General features: G+C 41.3%; 12 protein-coding genes. 8 read left to right on the top strand and 4 right to left on the bottom strand.

Annotated elements, in window-relative coordinates; all coding sequences use genetic code 11:
* Positions 1–17 precede the first annotated feature (17 nt).
* Positions 18–758 carry an SDR family oxidoreductase gene (locus LBYS_RS00935; protein WP_013407040.1) on the bottom strand — a complete coding sequence of 247 codons (741 nt, stop codon included), beginning with the start codon at positions 756–758 and terminating at the stop codon, positions 18–20.
* Positions 759–854: 96 nt separating this feature from the next.
* Positions 855–1787, bottom strand: coding sequence for a helix-turn-helix domain-containing protein (locus LBYS_RS00930; RefSeq protein WP_013407039.1), 933 nt, complete (start codon positions 1785–1787; stop codon positions 855–857).
* Positions 1788–2013: 226 nt separating this feature from the next.
* Here LBYS_RS00930 and LBYS_RS00925 point away from each other — a divergent pair, with 226 nt between their 5' ends.
* The 6 genes from LBYS_RS00925 (at position 2014) to LBYS_RS00900 (ending at position 8344) form a co-directional block, all read left to right on the top strand.
* Positions 2014–2859 carry an RteC domain-containing protein gene (locus tag LBYS_RS00925; protein ID WP_013407038.1) on the top strand — a complete coding sequence of 282 codons (846 nt, stop codon included), beginning with the start codon at positions 2014–2016 and terminating at the stop codon, positions 2857–2859.
* A 262-nt stretch (positions 2860–3121) separates the two neighbouring features.
* Positions 3122–3475 carry a helix-turn-helix domain-containing protein gene (locus LBYS_RS00920; protein WP_013407037.1) on the top strand — a complete coding sequence of 118 codons (354 nt, stop codon included), beginning with the start codon at positions 3122–3124 and terminating at the stop codon, positions 3473–3475.
* A 27-nt stretch (positions 3476–3502) separates the two neighbouring features.
* Positions 3503–3811, top strand: coding sequence for a helix-turn-helix domain-containing protein (locus LBYS_RS00915; RefSeq protein WP_013407036.1), 309 nt, complete (start codon positions 3503–3505; stop codon positions 3809–3811).
* 84 nt (positions 3812–3895) lie between these two features.
* On the top strand, positions 3896–5359 hold the full coding sequence (locus LBYS_RS00910) for a DUF3945 domain-containing protein (protein ID WP_013407035.1): 1464 nt from the start codon (positions 3896–3898) through the stop codon (positions 5357–5359).
* 19 nt (positions 5360–5378) lie between these two features.
* Positions 5379–7463 (top strand): type IA DNA topoisomerase, encoded by a 2085-nt coding sequence (locus LBYS_RS00905; RefSeq protein ID WP_013407034.1) that lies wholly within the window; start codon positions 5379–5381, stop codon positions 7461–7463.
* Positions 7463–8344: an ORF6N domain-containing protein gene (locus tag LBYS_RS00900; RefSeq protein WP_013407033.1), complete on the top strand. Its 882-nt coding sequence runs from the start codon at positions 7463–7465 to the stop codon at positions 8342–8344. The genes LBYS_RS00905 and LBYS_RS00900 overlap by 1 nt, the downstream gene beginning before the upstream one ends.
* A gap of 6 nt (positions 8345–8350) precedes the next feature.
* On the opposite strand, the gene LBYS_RS00895 is transcribed toward LBYS_RS00900, so the two are convergent.
* Together LBYS_RS00895 and LBYS_RS00890 are read right to left on the bottom strand one after the other, a co-directional pair.
* A complete protein-coding gene (locus LBYS_RS00895) occupies positions 8351–9613 on the bottom strand; it encodes a hypothetical protein (protein ID WP_148225732.1) in 1263 nt (420 codons plus the stop codon).
* Positions 9614–9732: 119 nt separating this feature from the next.
* Complete coding sequence (locus LBYS_RS00890) at positions 9733–11016, bottom strand: hypothetical protein (RefSeq protein ID WP_013407031.1); 1284 nt, start codon at positions 11014–11016, stop codon at positions 9733–9735.
* A 201-nt stretch (positions 11017–11217) separates the two neighbouring features.
* Between LBYS_RS00890 and LBYS_RS00885 the strand changes: the two genes are divergently transcribed.
* The gene (locus LBYS_RS00885) at positions 11218–11655 is read left to right on the top strand and encodes a DUF1896 domain-containing protein (RefSeq protein ID WP_013407030.1); all 438 of its coding nucleotides are present in this window, start codon (positions 11218–11220) and stop codon (positions 11653–11655) included.
* The gene (locus LBYS_RS00880) at positions 11642–17059 is read left to right on the top strand and encodes a helicase-like domain-containing protein (protein ID WP_013407029.1); all 5418 of its coding nucleotides are present in this window, start codon (positions 11642–11644) and stop codon (positions 17057–17059) included. Before LBYS_RS00885 ends, LBYS_RS00880 begins: the two co-directional genes overlap by 14 nt.
* Positions 17060–17073 lie beyond the last annotated feature (14 nt).

Genomic DNA, 17073 nt, shown 5'->3' with positions numbered 1-17073 from the left:
TTTATTTATTAGTGTTTTTAGGCCATAGCACCATTTACGCCTATGTTCTGTGCGGAAACCCACTTGGCTTCATCGCTGGCCAGAAAAACAATGACCTTAGCAATATCCTGTGGTTCGCCGATACGATTAAAAGCGGAGAAAGAAGCTAATCGGTCGATGACTTCCTGTGATTTGCCATTCGTAAACAATTCGGTATTGGTAGGACCGGGAGAAACAGAATTGACATTGATGCCCCTGCTTCCTACCTCTTTTGCAAATACACGTGTTAGTTGCTCTACGGCTGACTTGGTAGCTACGTATGTGCCATAAGTAGGTAACATTAGGCGGTTTACCGAAGTTGAAAAATTGATAATTGAACCGTTATCTGCCAAACGTGTTGACGCTTCACGAAGCGTATTGAAGACACCTTTTACATTGATGTCGAACTGACGTGAAAAGTCTTCGTCAGTAGTGTCTTTGATCAGTTTGGTGATCATAATACCCGCATTGTTGACCAATACATCAATTCTTCCGTAATGATTGATGGCGTTGTCGAATAGCTGCTTTACCGCATCGGCATTGCTTACATCGGCTTGTAAGGCAATAGCATCGCCTCCTTGCTCCTTAATAGAAGAAACTACTTGATCGACGGCATCTTTTCCACCAGCATAGTTTACGATTACTTTTGCGCCGGCGGTAGCCAGCCTTTGTGCTACTTCAGCACCGATACCTCTTGACGCTCCGGTCACAAGGATCACTTTGTTGTTTAATGTACTCATAATACTTTGTTTTTATCATTGTTAATTTGATAAGACAAAGTTGGTACATTCATGTCCCTGCTAACGTACAAAGATCATAGAGGGTGTTGTAAATATCTAAGAAAGGCTATTGAAATACTGTTTCCTATAGTCAGCGGGGCTGATGGATGTGTGTTTTTTGAAGTAATTGCTGAAGTGGGGTGTTTCCAGGAAACCTAAACGAAAGGCAACTTCTTTAATGCTAAGCGCCTCGTCTTGGAGCATTACCTTAGCCTCAGTGATGGTTTTATCGGCTATCCAGGAGCTAATGGGTTTTCCCGTTTTATTGCTGATAACGCTCGACAGATAGTTAACGTGTAGCGACTGCAAATCCGCATAATCCTGAACCCTTAATTGAGTGTTTATTTTTCCGCTGATCAAATCCCGGAAGTGACGTTCGAGATTCAGTTTGAAATTTTTTACAATTTGAGAGCTTCGGTTCCCTTCATAAATAGGATTGTAATCCTGAAAGAAATATTCTTTGATCTTTAATAGCAAAGCAATAACAAGCGCGCCGATAATTTTATTCTTGTAAAGTGCGTCGCCTTTATACTCTTTATGAATCTGGGTGCATAACTCTTCCACCTGATCAAATTGATGCTGTGTCAAAACACGGGGTGAAACAACTTCAGACAGCAAAAATGAAAAATCACGATATACATCATCGTGTACATATTCTTTCAAAAAACCTTCTCCAAAGGTGATCAGGCAGGTATGTTCCAATTGTTCCCATTCAAATATCCTATAGTTCCCTGGATTGGTAAAGTAAACTGTGTTTGAGGTCACTTCAAACCGCTGGTCGTCGATTGTGTAATGTCCAAAGGCACTTTTGATAAAAAGGAAGCTGAAATAGTTCGGGCGAAATGGTTCCGAACGGAATGGCAAATTTTTAAAGGTGTCTTCGAGGTAATGTATGGTAAAGCCCGATTCTTTTTGCAGGGAATCGGTAGAAAGGCCAAGCTGCTGATACAGCTCATGCAACGTTCGAGCATTTATGTTACCATTTGCCATTACTTAGATTTGGGTTTAAATTTACGAATTTAATCGTTGGTTGATATGTTTTTCGTTGAATGATTGTTCATTATTCAAGCATATCGTAAGAAAAAATTACAAGGTACCCAAAAGTGAGAAAAACCTGAAAAGTGAGAAAATCTTTCCCAAGTTGGGTTCAACTTGGGAAGCAAAGTCATGGATAAGGATAAACTTTGTACTCATCCAATGAAAACAAAGTTTAATTATGAGGCACCCACTAAACAAAATCGTTTCTGACATCCAGAAGGAGGAAAGAAAATTGTCTGCTGAAACATCCAGCTTTATTGATGAGGCTTTTAAAATGACGGTATATCTCCAGGAGTTACTACGTACTGTCAAAGAGGATGTTATTAGAGAGGGCTTTTCAAATAGAGAAGAAGAAATGCTTTTCTTTAAACAGATAAAACCCAATATTCTCGGGAAACTGATTTATTACAACAAAGTCTTCCGAATAGAGACGGCCTGTCCCGCAAATAACGGAAATATGTACCAAAGCTATTTTGCCATGCACTTACGGATATTGAAACAGGAGTATATGGAGCATGTCTGTAACTCGGATTTTTACAGGTATTACCGTTCCGGCAGAACCGACCGGGACGAACAGTATTTTATGTTGGGAAACATCAATTATCACGACGGCTTAAACAGCTTTGTATTTGAAATAGACCCGAAATTTTCCACGTACTTTGATTATAAGGTCTCAAAAATAATCGGCAACGAACTAATTTATACTTATCTTACTACAAAGATAAATCCTGAACAACAGCCCGACATTCTATTACAGAATGATGAAACAAAAGATATTTTCTGGACACATTCAAAGAATGCCCTTATTGAATTGATTTATGCACTTCATGCGTCGGGAGCCATTTCGCACGGTAAAATAGGCATTCGGAAAATAAGCATGGTATTTCAGATATTATTTCGTGTTTCACTCAACGATATTCATAACAGCTTCCATCGCATGAAAACCCGCTCCGGTTCACGGACGTTATTTATAGATCAGTTGAAATCAAGTCTGGACGACTATATGGACAAGGAAGACAGTTGATAATCTCCCCCTTTGGTATTTCATATAAAGGAACAGCATTGTCGTGCTGTTCCTTTTTTTTGCTCTTAGCCTATATATGTATATAGACACTCTCTTTGATTAGACAGCAGTTTATTACCGAAAAGAGCAAAAAACTACTATTACACAACATTCTATGCTGCCGATAAAGAATAAAAAAAGTGCCTTTTTGATAGACACGTATCGGAAGACAGACCCCGTTAAACACTCCAATTTTGTATGGTAAACATTTAATAGCTGTACAATGAATATCATAACTATTGAAGAAGAAGCATGGAAACAACTCAACGAGCGGATAAAGTCTATCAATGAGTATGTCCTGAAGTTGGAGGATACCAGCTACGATAGCTTATGGCTCAATAACCACGAGGTATGCCAATATCTGCATATCAGTGAAAAGACATTATGGCGGATGCGGAATAATGGCGACCTGGCCTATTCAAAAATCTATGGACAATATTTCTACACCATTGGAGCCATTAAGGATATGCTAAATGCTAATGCGGTACAGACCAGTGATGAGTACGTGAAAGAGCTGATGGAAAAAGGCAAAAGCTATATAGAAAAAGGCAGAAGGCTAAAGTCCGATAAAAATTAAGTATGAACTCCGTAAAAGTATATCTGTATGAACATTGATCGAATGGAATTTATAGCGTGGATGGAGCGCATTATGGACCGCCTTGATATTCTTGGCGACCATATAGATGATTTGCAAAAGAAGCGTAACAGCATTGATGGTGAAGAATTATTGGACAACCAGGATTTGCTTCAAATGCTGAAAATAAGTAACCGATCCTTACAACGGTATCGTTCTATCGGCAAGCTACCTTACTATACTATCAGCGGCAAGCTGTACTATAAACTATCTGATGTTCACCAGTTCATAAGAGAGAGTTTTACTGCGCCCCTTCCCAAAACGAACGCCAACAAGTGACAAATGCTGCCTTTGAACGCCAACTAAGGCAAAATGATGAATGCTTCTTTTACATTCGGCTTTGAATTATAAAATCTTCAGATTATGAGTGAACAAACTTTAGATAAACAGGAAACTCCCGATCAATTATCAGAAATATTATTGGTGCTTGATAAAGACAAAAAGAAAATTCAGGCAGTAAAAAGTATCGACGAAAACGGGAAAATGGAAACGGTTGATCCTACGAGGAAAAACCAGAACCAGTTTATGCGTGTGGATAAGGGTGGTGATTTCTTCTCCAATTTCTTTTCCAATTTTTTCAGCCAGCTAAAGAACCCCACAAATTTTTCCTTTTTCAAAGTGCCTGCACCACTGGCTATTGACACTGCAAACGAAATGCAGAAGCAGGTAAACAATCCAACTCCTGAAGGAGAGCAACTGATGAAAAAGCACGAAGTCAAAGCCGAACCACAGCAGGATCAAAAACAAGTAAATCAAAATAATATGGAAACAACACAAGCAACACCGGAAACTGGCGAATACCGCTATAAGCCGGAACAGATTGATTGGGAAACAATGAACAATCTCGGATTAAACAAAGAGAAACTTGAAAAAATGAACCTCCTTGATCCTTTATTGAAAGGCTATAAAACCAATGAGCTTGTACCCGTAAGCCTTAATCTTGGTACTGCTGTTACCCGCATGGATGCCCGGCTATCCCTGCAAGCCAATGAGGACGGGCAGGTAGTGGTTGCCATTCATGGTATCCGAAGAGAGCCGAACCTGAACTTTGAGTTTTTTGGACACAAGTTCAACGAAGAAGATAAAAATAACCTGCTTCAAACCGGAAATATGGGGCGTGTGGTTAATCTGACCAACCCTAAAACGGGTGAAACAATCCCATCTATTATTAGTGTGGACAGGCTTACTAATGAATTGGTAGCATTGCGAACGGATAGAATTAAAGTCCCTGATGAAATTAAGGGTGTGAAACTTGATGATGCACAAAAACAAACTTTAGCGGAAGGCAAACCCCTTTACATCGAAGGCATGATTTCTAAAAAAGGTGCCGAGTTCAACGCCACTGTACAGTTCAATGCCGATAAGCGTTACGTCGAGTTTCTTTTCGACAGAAGCAACACCAATCAACAAGCTCAAAGCAACGGCCAGAGTAATCAGCAAAGCCAATCGCAGGAAGCACCGAGAACATTCAGGGGCAAAGATTTGGATAATGAGCAATACAATAAGTTCAAAGATGGTCAGACTGTTTATTTAACCGGGTTGGTTGACAAGAAAGGAAAGGAATACAACGGTTATATCACGCTCAATAAGGAAACGGGCAAAACGGATTTCTCTTTCCAAAACCCGAATAAGCTAAAAGAGCAGGTAAAACCTACCGAAGCCCACAAAACGCAAACTGCGGTTAATTCGGAAGGTAAAACCAACGAAGCGACAAAAAATATTAAAGAGCCTTTGAAATCTGGACAGAAAAATCCCGACAGTAAAAAGCAGCAGGAACAACAGGAAAAACCAAAAGCCCCTGCTAAGTCAAAAGGCGTAAAAAGGTAATCACTAAAAACAGAATGATATGAAAGTAGTGATTGCAGAAAAGCCAAGCGTAGCAAGGGAAATAGCCAGCTTGTTGGGTGCTTCCGAAAAAAAGGATGGTTACCTGACAGGCAATGGCTATTTTGTTACCTGGGCATTCGGGCATCTGGTTGGATTAGGCATGCCTGAAGATTATGGTATTACGGGATTTGATAAAGCATCTTTACCGATACTTCCAAATCCCTTTTTGCTTACTGTTCGTAAAGTAAAAAAGGACAAGGGCTACACCGCAGATCCGGGGGCGCTAAAGCAACTGAAAGTAATTGAACAGGTATTTAACCGTTCAGATAGCATTATCGTGGCTACAGATGCGGGGCGTGAGGGCGAATTGATATTCCGCTACATTTATGAATACCTGAAATGCAAGAAACCTTTTGAACGGCTTTGGATCAGCTCACTTACAGAAAAAGCAATCAAGCAGGGCCTTGATAATCTTAAATCCGGAAATGAGTTTAACGGGTTGTATCAGGCGGCGCAAGGAAGAAGCCGTGCTGACTGGATTGTGGGCATCAACGCTACCCAGGCACTAAGCATAGCCGCCGGTAACGGGATATATTCACTCGGAAGAGTGCAAACACCTACGCTGGCTTTGATATGCAGGCGTTATCTGGAAAATAAAGACTACAAAGTAAAGAAGTATTGGCAGATACAATTGCTCCATAACAAAGAGTTTATTGATTTTAACAGCCTTTCTAAAAACAAATGGGACGATCAGAAGCTGGCAGAAGATACGTTGAAATCTATTGAAAGAGCTACAAGCGTTACCGTTACATCAGTGGAAAGTAAAAGCACTACGGAGCAACCCCCTTCACTGTTTGACCTCACAGGATTGCAAAAAGAAGCGAACAAGAAGCTGAACCTTTCAGCCGAAGAAACCCTGAATATTGCTCAAAGCCTGTATGAGAAAAAGTTTATCACGTATCCCCGAACCGGAAGCAAGTACATACCCGAAGATATGTGGGCAGAGATCCCCAATCTTGTGAGAGCCTTACAAGATAGGGAAAGCTGCAAGCAAGCCGTAACCAAAATGAAATGGGGACGGTTCAATAAACGTATTGTCAATGACCTGCGGGTTACCGACCATCATGGCTTGCTCATTACGGATAAAATACCATCCGCATTATCCGCAAAGGAAAATTCAGTTTATGACATGATTGCCTTTAGGTTACTGGAAGCCCTATCACAAGCCTGCATTAAAGAAGTAACGGATGTAAGTTTACTGGCACTTCATTACGATTTTACTGCGAAAGGGGTTAAGATATTGGAACCAGGCTGGCGTTCTATTAAAGGCAGCTTCTCCGATGATGATATAGAACCCGTGCAGGATCTCCCCGAACTTAAAAAAGGCGATGAACTCAAAATAAAGGAAGCCTCTGTTCTGGAAAAAAAGACAAAGCCGCCTGTACTCTATACTGAAGCCGGTCTTTTATCGGCTATGGAAACCGCCGGAAAGGAAATCGAGAATGAAGATGAACGAAAGGCATTACAAAACATTGGTATAGGCACTCCTGCTACAAGAGCTGCAATAATTGAAACCTTGTTTACCCGTAACTATATCCAAAGAGAAAAGAAATCTTTGGTTCCTACGGAAAAAGGATTGCAGGTATATAAGCTGGTAAAAGATAAGAAAATCGCAGATGTTGCAATGACCGCCGAATGGGAACTTGCTTTGCAAAAGATTGAAACAGGTGAAAGCAATGCAGGGACTTTTCAGATGGACATTGAAACTTATGCCACTACCATTACCCAGGAACTGCTACAAACTTCCATTGCCCAAACTAACCTTCCCAAGCTCACTTGCCCGAAATGTAAAAGCCATCAATTAATTATCAGGGATAAGATTGTAAAATGCCCTGATGAGGCTTGCAATTGGGTACAGTTCCGCAATGTTTGTGAGGTGCAACTCAGTATAGCCGATATAGAAAGCCTCATCACCAAGCGGATAACCGCACTCATTAAAGGGATGAAAAGCAAGGCCGGTAAAAAGTTCGATGCCTATATCGTACTGAATGAAAAAGCAGAAAGCTCGTTTGAATTTGAGAAAAATAAAAGCCACAAAAAATAATGGATAATAAATCTATCATTAGCCACGAGGAAATCAGGAAACTTATATACAGCATACGTGGCAAACAGGTGATGCTGGATAGTGACCTGGCCTCTTTATATCAGGTGGAAACAAAGAACCTTAACCGTGCTGTAAAAAGAAATATTGAAAGGTTTCCCGAATCATTCTGTTTTCAATTGACCGAAGAGGAAGTCGAAAACTTGAGGTTCCAATTTGGCACCTCAAGTTTAAACCACGGTGGAAGACGTTATTTGCCAATGGTTTTTTCAGAATCGGGGGTCGCAATGGCTTCAGCCGTTCTCCGGTCTGAAATTGCCATTAAGGTTAGCGTTGAAATTATGGAAGCCTTTGTAGAGATGCGAAGAATCCTTATCAGCAATGCCTCGCTGTTTAGCCGTCTGGACAAAATAGAGCTTAAACAACTGGAAGCCGACCAGAAATTTGAAGAAATATTTAAGGCACTGGAAAGCGACAAAATTCACAGCGAAAAAGGTGTTTTTTACGATGGGCAGATTTTTGATGCTTATACGTTCGTTGCCGACATCATAAGAAATGCCGGACGTTCAATTATACTCATTGACAATTACGTTGACGATACGGTACTCACATTGCTTGGGAAACGTGGGCAGTCGGTGACTGCCACGATTTATACCAAAAACATCAGTAACCAATTACAACTTGATCTGCAACGCTACAATAGCCAATACCCATCTGTCGATATACACACATTCGCCCAGGCACACGATCGCTTTCTTATCATTGACGGAACCGAGCTGTACCATATCGGGGCATCACTCAAAGATTTGGGCAAAAAGTGGTTTGCTTTTTCAAGAATGGATATTGAGGTCGCTAAGATGTTACAATTTTTGAACGGTTTATAAATTAGTTTACTTAGCCTCGTCTTGGGGATTTTCCAATGGATGAAAAGCTGCAATCCTGCCATTTTCCAAAACATGCAAGGAATAGTGATTGCCGTTAAAGTACAGCGATTTGTCGCCGTAAATTCTGAAATCCTTTCCTTGCGATAGCCTGTCGTTTATTTGTGGTAAGAGGTTCTCAATTGCGATTTTTAGAATACGCCTTATGTCCTTATAAGAATACTGAAACTTCGTTTTATTCTCAAAGTGGCCTTCTATGGCTAATTCATCACAATGACGCAGATAGATATGAAGGAACCCTTCGTAATCCCAATAGATAGGCTTAACAACGTTATGATAAGCCAAAGTTTCATTGTCAAACTCAATCCTGGAAATTTCAAGAGCCTTGTAAATTTCCGGGTATTCTTCTTTGAACTTGTCTAAAGTCTTATTGGTAGAACGCTTGATTTCTTTAACGATAGCTTCAATTCGCACTGCTTTACGCTCCTTCAAAAATTCATTGAACTCCTGCATTTCTTCCGCAGAAATATCTTTGGCGTATAATTTAGCTTCCAATTCAAAAAAACGTGACAAAGAGGTTTTCTTTCCGTCTTCCGAAAACCCTTTATTCTGTATAACGTCGAAGTTTACAGATTCAGGTTCCAAATAAAATGATAAACCACAAAACTTAGCCCATTCATCATCAGTTAGGGGATAACCACTTTTAATCTTTTGTCCCAACAGCCAATGATTTGATCGGTTAACATCAAATCCTGTAGGATCCATTTTTATTTCAATTGTGTTTGGTATTTCTTTCTTGCCGACTTGTCCAAAGGCTTTTGGGGCAGGAAGATTCGTGGCTAAAACTTCATAAATATCACCGCTAACGAATCCCTCATTTTTTAGTTGTTCTTGCTGTTCTTTTGATAAATACTCATCTGTGGACTCAAATTTTACAAGGCCATTTGTTCGGGGTACATTTCCTGATTGAATGACTTGCTCCAACGCTTCACGTTCTGCCTTTCCATACAATATAATGCCCGAAATATTACGACCGTATTTCTGCGCTGATTCACTGTATTTGTGAAACTCAATACTGATAAATTTCCGTTCGTATTGACCATACATGGCATAAATCTCTTCAACAGAGAATTGAAACCGTTCCTTTTTCTGATCCTCAATTTCCTGTTTGAATTTGTCCAGTTCGCCCTGGTATATCGAAATGGCATGTTCCAGTTGAACAATTCTTTCTTTATCCTCAGCCGGAGTATCAGCCAATGCCTTTACATACACATTCAACTGTTCCTCGACAATATCACTAAGTAGATAAAGTCCGGGATCATTTATTTTATGGTTTATTCCGTACATATTTTCTCAATTTATTTGTTAGTTGTTCTTATTGTCTTCTGAATTCACTTTGGAGTAATCAATTCATAAATCTTTTCACGCCTCGAAGTTGTATATTTTTCGACTTTCGCAATAAATTCTTTTCCATCCTCATGTTCGTTAATCAATAGAAATTCACCTTCCTCGTCTATAATTCTCGGATCGAAAATAATATTCATTTTGAGAATATACTTTTTGAAAAAGTCACCAAAATCATACGACTTAAAGTGAATGTTCTCAACATAGGTTCCCTCGTGGATATTAAAGGAACCTACTAATACCTCAGCGGTTTTTCTATCAAAACCCGCATAGAATTTTGCATGAAAATCACGTTTGAACAAAGCCTTCTTATCAGTTAGTTCATCTACAGTTGGATTTAAAAGTCCGTAATCTTTAAGAACATTAATGTCCATACCAGTATTAGCCGAACCTTCAAGGAAAGATGTAAGGGTCGCTTTTCTCGTTAGCAAAGTTGTTTTATGCGGAATTGTGTTTTTTAGTATCCAATTCCAAAGCTCAACACGTTGTGCTTCGCTATTCTTAAAGTCAAAACCAATAAATGGAACTGCTAAGAAAACTTTATTGTAGTAAACCTGCCATCTTATTAATAGCTTCTGAAGAATTGACAGGCAATCATCCCTATCGTAAACGCCATCTATTGTGAACTCCAAATCTGCACCTATCACATCTATCAATATTAGTTCATGCTCTTCCTCTATAGGCAATTCCCTTTCTTTAAAGTCCTTATATAGAACTCCTTTCGTGTTAAATCCGCAAGCGCATTTATAATCTACTACAACAATGATACTGTCCGGGTTTCCAGCTCTTCCTTTGAGGTAATAGTTTAAGTATGAATTTATAGACTTGTTTATCGAGGGTAGCTTATCAGAAAGTTGAGCATACAAGATTGGTTCAAGGTGTGTTTTGCATCCTGGACAGAAAAAGATATTTTCTTCAATATCGCTAAAAGTAGGTTTTTCAGGTTCTCCCGTTTGAACAAATAGTAAGTTGTCGAAACTAAAATCTTCAGGGAAACTATCTAAGTCATGTTTTTTTAACGCCATCATTTTTGACTCCGGAACATCATTGTCCCATGAATCTAAAATCGTTGCTCCTGATTTCACAGAAGAATAATCGTCCGGATTCTTTACCTTATAAGGAAACTTTGTACTGCAATTATCACACTGCAATATCCACCCTCCACTATCGTTAACACCGCCCGGTACTTTACCAATTGACAATTGGATATTTCTTGTACACGAAGGGTTCGGACATTTTACTACTTCTGTTCTATGACTAATTTCAAACATGATCGTTATGTTGTTCGGTTTTAAGCATTGCTCTGATATATACACAGATTCTCAGTTCAAAAATACAAATTAAATCTTCCTCTATTTGAGGTACTCGTGCCAAACACCGCCACTTAACGCCAATCCATTCCACTTCCGTAAATGCTTTTGCCACCTTCTCTAAATTTATGGTTCAGGCAAAAATTCTAAATAAAATTCTATATGGATACACAGCAAAAAGACTTATCGTATTTCAGATTACGATTACAGGAACTACTACATACCAGCTTTCCCGAAAAGGCATACGACAACAAGTTTATAGAACAACGTTCATCGTGGGCGGCCAATGCCTATGAAGGTGCTTTTCGCTCAGGAAACTCCATCGACCAATGCGATGAGATCGCTAACTACATCCTGTTTGAAGGCTTACACTTCTCCAGGTTCGACACAGTTTTTCAGGTCGTATGCAATGAGTTTGACACCATAATGGCCGATGAAGAACTACGACCATTCGCTTTGAAAATGCTACCTGTTTGCGGGCCTGTATTTGAAGGATATGTGCTAACAGATAACTTCGCCTATAGCACAGCGTATGACCTGCTCTATACGGAACTGACCGGAACCATCGCAATCTGGATAGAGGAAAATGGGCTTCAGTAAACGCCAACATCTCCAACTGAATATTGATGCCTTACGAATTGCTTTTAAACTGGAAAAGGAGAAACGACAAGCCACCGTAGGCGAAAGACTGCTAATGATGCAATACAGCGGATTTGGCGGTCTTAAATTCGTGCTGAACCCCATAGAGAATGCAATAGACATCAATCACTGGAGAAAGACAGAACACGACCTGTTTCCGCTCACGCAGGAACTCCACACACTACTCAAAGAAAATTCCGAAAACGATAAACAATACCGCAGGTATGTGGATAGTATGAAAAGCTCCGTACTGACGGCCTTTTATACGCCACCACAAATCATAGATGCTGTTTCCGCAACCTTGCGTGAAAACGGCCTGGACATTCAGAAATTCCTTGAACCCTCCGCAGGTATCGGCTCATTCATACAATCCTTTTCAGAAAACCAGAAAGCAAGCACTACCGCTTATGAAAAGGATCTGCTCACAGGCAAAGTTTTAAAACAACTGTATCCCGAAAGCAATGTCCGTGTAAGCGGTTTCGAGGAAATTTCCGAAAAGGAACATAACAGCTACGATGTTGTCGCCAGTAACATACCGTTCGGTGACACATCCGTATTTGACCTTTCTTATTCCCGAAGCAAAGAAACAGCCAAAGTACAGGCTACCCGAAGCATACATAATTACTTCTTCCTGAAAGGTACTGATATGCTCCGTGAGGGTGGCTTACTGGCGTATATCACTTCACAGGGCATTCTTAATAGTCCGAAAAATGAACCGATACGCAGGGCGTTGATGCAGGATAACAATTTGGTTTCAGTTGTTCGCTTACCGAACAACCTCTTTACGGAATACGCAGGCACAGAGGTTGGCAGCGACCTGATTATCCTTCAAAAGAATACGGCAAAAAAAGGTTTGACCGAAGCTGAAGAACTGTTTTGCCAAAGCAGGCAAACAGAATATAATACTCCGGGCAATGCACTCTTTCAGGATAGCACAAGGATTGTGCATACCGACCGCAAATTAGATACCGACCCTTATGGGCAGCCTGCCTTAATCTACACGCATAAAGACGGAGTGGCCGGAATTGCAAGAGACCTGCAACGGATGCTATCGGAAGACTTTGGAAAGCATTTGGATTTCAATTTATATAAAGGAGAGCGGAACGATGAATCTGTTATACAAATTCCCATAATACCGCAACCGCCGGTTGTAGAACCTATTGTAATCAATCAGGAACGACAGTCATTAGCTACACCAACAATTATTCAGGAAAGTCAACAGGAATTAAAGCAGTTAAGCATTTTCGATCTGTTTGAAAATATAGATGAACCGGTAGCGGTTCTTGCTCCACCCAAAAGAACGACGCAACCCAAAAGGCAAAGCGCTAAAGCAAACCGCCGTGCGATAGGTCGCCAAACCGATCTGTTCAGTGCGATGCAGCAACCTTATACGCCTCCGGTTTCCAATAGGGCTGACAATCAAAATACATCAGCGAACGGCATAAAACAGGAAGCTATCGGCGACCTGTTTTCGGGTATCAATGATAATGGCCAGGCTGCTCAACCTGCCCTCCTGAATACTATTCCCGAACCTGCTCCGTATGGTGGTGAACTGCAATCATTCCACCGGAACGATTGTCTTGTGATAGACAATGGTTGGATTGGTCATTTGCAAGATGTAGATACATCAGGTGGTACGGCTGTTTTCCATCCTTTGCAATTACCACCTTTACAAAAAGCAAGAGCCGAGGCGTACATTGCTGTGCGTGATAATTACCAGGGGCTTTACAACAAAGAGGCAACCTTTCAGACCGAATACAAAGAAGAACGGGAAACCCTTAACCGCTTATACGATGCCTTTGTCAAAAGGTATGGCAATCTCAATAGCGCTGATAATATCAAGCTAATAAAAACGGATAGTGCCGGTAAAGAAATCCCTTATCTGGAACGTGTTATTGGAGGCGTGGTTCATAAAGCGGATATTTTCAGCCATCCCGTAAGTTTTTCTACCGTAACCATCGCAACCGACAATCCTGAAGAAGCGTTAGCGGCTTCGCTCAACAAATACGGAAGCGTTGATTTGAGCTATATATCCGAAATCAGCGGTATGACTGACGATGCTTTGAGAGAAGCATTGCACGGGCGCATTTTCTACAATCCACTGCAAAAGGAATACGAAATATCCGAACGTTGGATTTCGGGTAACGTAGTAGAAAAGGCGGAGGAAGTCAGAGCCTATATTGTAAGCAATCCGGATGATGTGCAAGCCAAAGAAAGCCTTACGGTCCTGGAAGAAGCCAGACCGGGGCGCATCGAATTTGAAGAGCTGGATTTCAACCTGGGTGAACGCTGGATACCTACAGGCATTTATGCCCGTTTTGCTTCGCACCTTTTCGATACCGATGTACTGGTTCATTACTCTGAAAGCTCCGATGACTTTTCTGTAAAATGCGATCAGAAGAATGTGCATATATGGGATAAGTATTCCGTCAAAGCCGAAAGCCGGACGTTTGACGGAATTGCACTGCTTAAACACGCACTGGTTAATACCACACCGGATATTACCAAAAAAGTGATGGTTGGCGATCAGGAGGTCAAGGTACGGGATATGGAAGCCATACAAATGGCAAATACCAAGATTGATGAAATTCGCACAGCCTTCAGCGACTGGCTTCACGGACAGAACGATGAGTTTAAGCAGCGGCTGACCGACCAGTATAACGATACCTTTAATTGCTTTGTGCGTCCGAACTATGATGGAAGCCATCAGGAGTTTCCCGGACTGGACAGAAAAGGCTTGAACATTCAAGACCTGTATTCCAGCCAAAAGGACACCGTATGGATGATAAAACTGAACAACGGTGCTATCTGCGACCACGAAGTAGGTGCAGGAAAAACATTGGTAATGTGTACCGCAGCACAGGAAATGAAGCGGTTGGGCTTAGCCCATAAGCCTATGATTATCGGGTTAAAAAGCAACGTTCACGAAATAGCCGAAGCCTACCGGACTGCCTACCCACACGCCAAGATTCTGTATCCGGGTAAGGAAGACTTCACTCCCAAAAAACGGCTACGGATTTTCGGTGATATTAAAAACAATGATTGGGACTGTGTAATCCTCACGCATGACCAGTTCGGAATGATACCGCAGTCGCCCGAAATACAAAAGGAAATACTCGAAATAGAACTGGACAGCGTGGAGCGTAACCTTGATGCCATGCAATCCCAGGGCAAGGAAGTTACAAGGGGTATGCTTGCCGGAGTAATCAAGCGGAAAGAAAACCTCGAAGTAAAGCTCAAAACGCTGCAACACGATATTGAGAACCGCAAGGATGATGTCGTGGATTTTAAGATGATGGGGATAGACCACTTGTTTGTGGACGAAAGCCACCAGTTCAAAAACCTGATGTTCAATACAAGGCACACACGGGTTGCAGGATTAGGCAATGTGGACGGAAGCCTGAAGGCAATGAACCTGCTTTTTGCTATCCGTACTATTCAGGAACGTATCAATGCCGATATGGGAGCAACGTTTCTTTCGGGAACAACGATCAGCAATTCTTTAACGGAGCTATATCTTCTCTTCAAATACCTGCGCCCACGGGCAATGGAAAAACAGGGTATCAACTCTTTTGATGCCTGGGCAGCCATCTATGCAAGGAAAACCACCGATTATGAGTTTTCGGTGGCTAACAACATCGTAGCTAAAGAGCGTTTCCGATACTTTATTAAAGTGCCGGAACTGGCACAGTTCTACTCAGAAATCACAGACTACCGGACGGCAAAGGATATAGGTATAGACCGTCCTAATAAAAATGAGGTATTGTACAACATACCTCCCACACCGGATCAGGATGTATTTATCAAAAAGCTAATGGATTTTGCCAAAACAGGAAATGCAGAACTCTTAGGCAGACCTCCACTAACAGACCGAGAGGAAAAAGCAAAGATGCTCATCGCTACGGATTATGCCCGTAAGATGTCACTCGATATGCGAATGGTAAGCGGAAGGTATGAAGACCACCCCGATAACAAAGCCTCCCATTGTGCTGCCAATATTGCCAAGTATTACAACCAATACAAGGCACAGAAAGGCACACAGTTCGTTTTCTCTGATTTGGGAACATACAAGCCCGGTGAATGGAATGTGTACTCCGAAATAAAGCGAAAGCTCGTGGAAGACCACGGCGTTCCGGCTCATGAAGTCCGCTTTATACAGGAAGCCAAAAATGATAAGCAACGTAAGGAGCTTATCAACGGGATGAACGAGGGAAAAATACGAGTGCTGTTCGGCTCTACGAGTATGCTCGGCACTGGTGTAAACGCACAGAAAAGAGCCGTAGCTGTTCATCACCTGGATACACCGTGGCGGCCAAGCGATCTTGCCCAACGTGATGGAAGGGCAATCCGAAAAGGAAATGAAATAGTGAAGTTCTTTGCAGACAACAAAGTGGACATCATCATCTATGCGGTAGAAAAATCATTGGATAGCTACAAGTTTAACCTGTTGTATAATAAGCAACTCTTCATAGACCAGCTAAAATCTAATAATCTCGGAAAGCGAACCATTGATGAGGGAAGCATGGATGAAAAATCAGGCATGAACTTTTCGGAATACGTGGCAATCCTTTCAGGGAATACCGACCTTTTGGATAAAGCGAAGCTGGAAAAACAGATTGCAGGACTGGAAAGCGAAAAGCAGGCTTTCAACCGTTCCAAATTCAGTTCCAAATACAAACTGGAAGACACTACCGCAATGCTTGAAAGTGCCGGTTCCCGTCTGGACAAGTTTAATCTTGATTGGGATAACTTACAAGGGCGCATACAAAAGCGTTCGGATGGTACTATTGCAAATCCATTACAGCTCGATGGCTTATCCTCAAACTCAGATGTAAAACAGATAGGAGCCAAACTTAACCAGATTGCGGACACTGCCCGTACCGGAGGTGACTATCAGGAAATAGGTAGCCTGTATGGATTTCAGTTATTGGTAAAAACAGAAGTGTCGGAAAAAGAAGGTGTGGACATTCGTGTAAATCGTTTCTTGGTACAGGGAGAGGGTAACATAAAATACACATACAACAACGGCATTATGGCTAAAGATCCTGAAACGGCAGCAATGAATTTTTTGAAAGCACTGGAAAAGCTGCCGGGTTATATTGAGCAGGAACAAAAGAAGATAGCCGAACTTCAAAAAGACCTCCCCGTGCTTCAGGAGGTGGTTAATGGTACATGGGCAAAGGAAAGCAAGCTAATTGAACTGAAAACGGAATTGGCTGCCGTTGAACGGAAAATACAACTATCCATAACACCGGAGCCTAAAGATGAACCAGTTGTACAGATTGAAAAACCAAAAGAAGCCCCGACGGTTTCAGAAAGTATTGTACGGACTAAAGGTATTCATTTGCCACGTGGTGTATTGTAGTGGGTATTGATAGT

The organism is Leadbetterella byssophila DSM 17132 (assembly GCF_000166395.1).
In the GTDB taxonomy this organism is placed as follows: domain Bacteria; phylum Bacteroidota; class Bacteroidia; order Cytophagales; family Spirosomataceae; genus Leadbetterella; species Leadbetterella byssophila.
The sequence above is the reverse complement of the archived record's forward strand: the minus strand, read 5'-3'. Positions and strand labels throughout refer to the sequence as shown.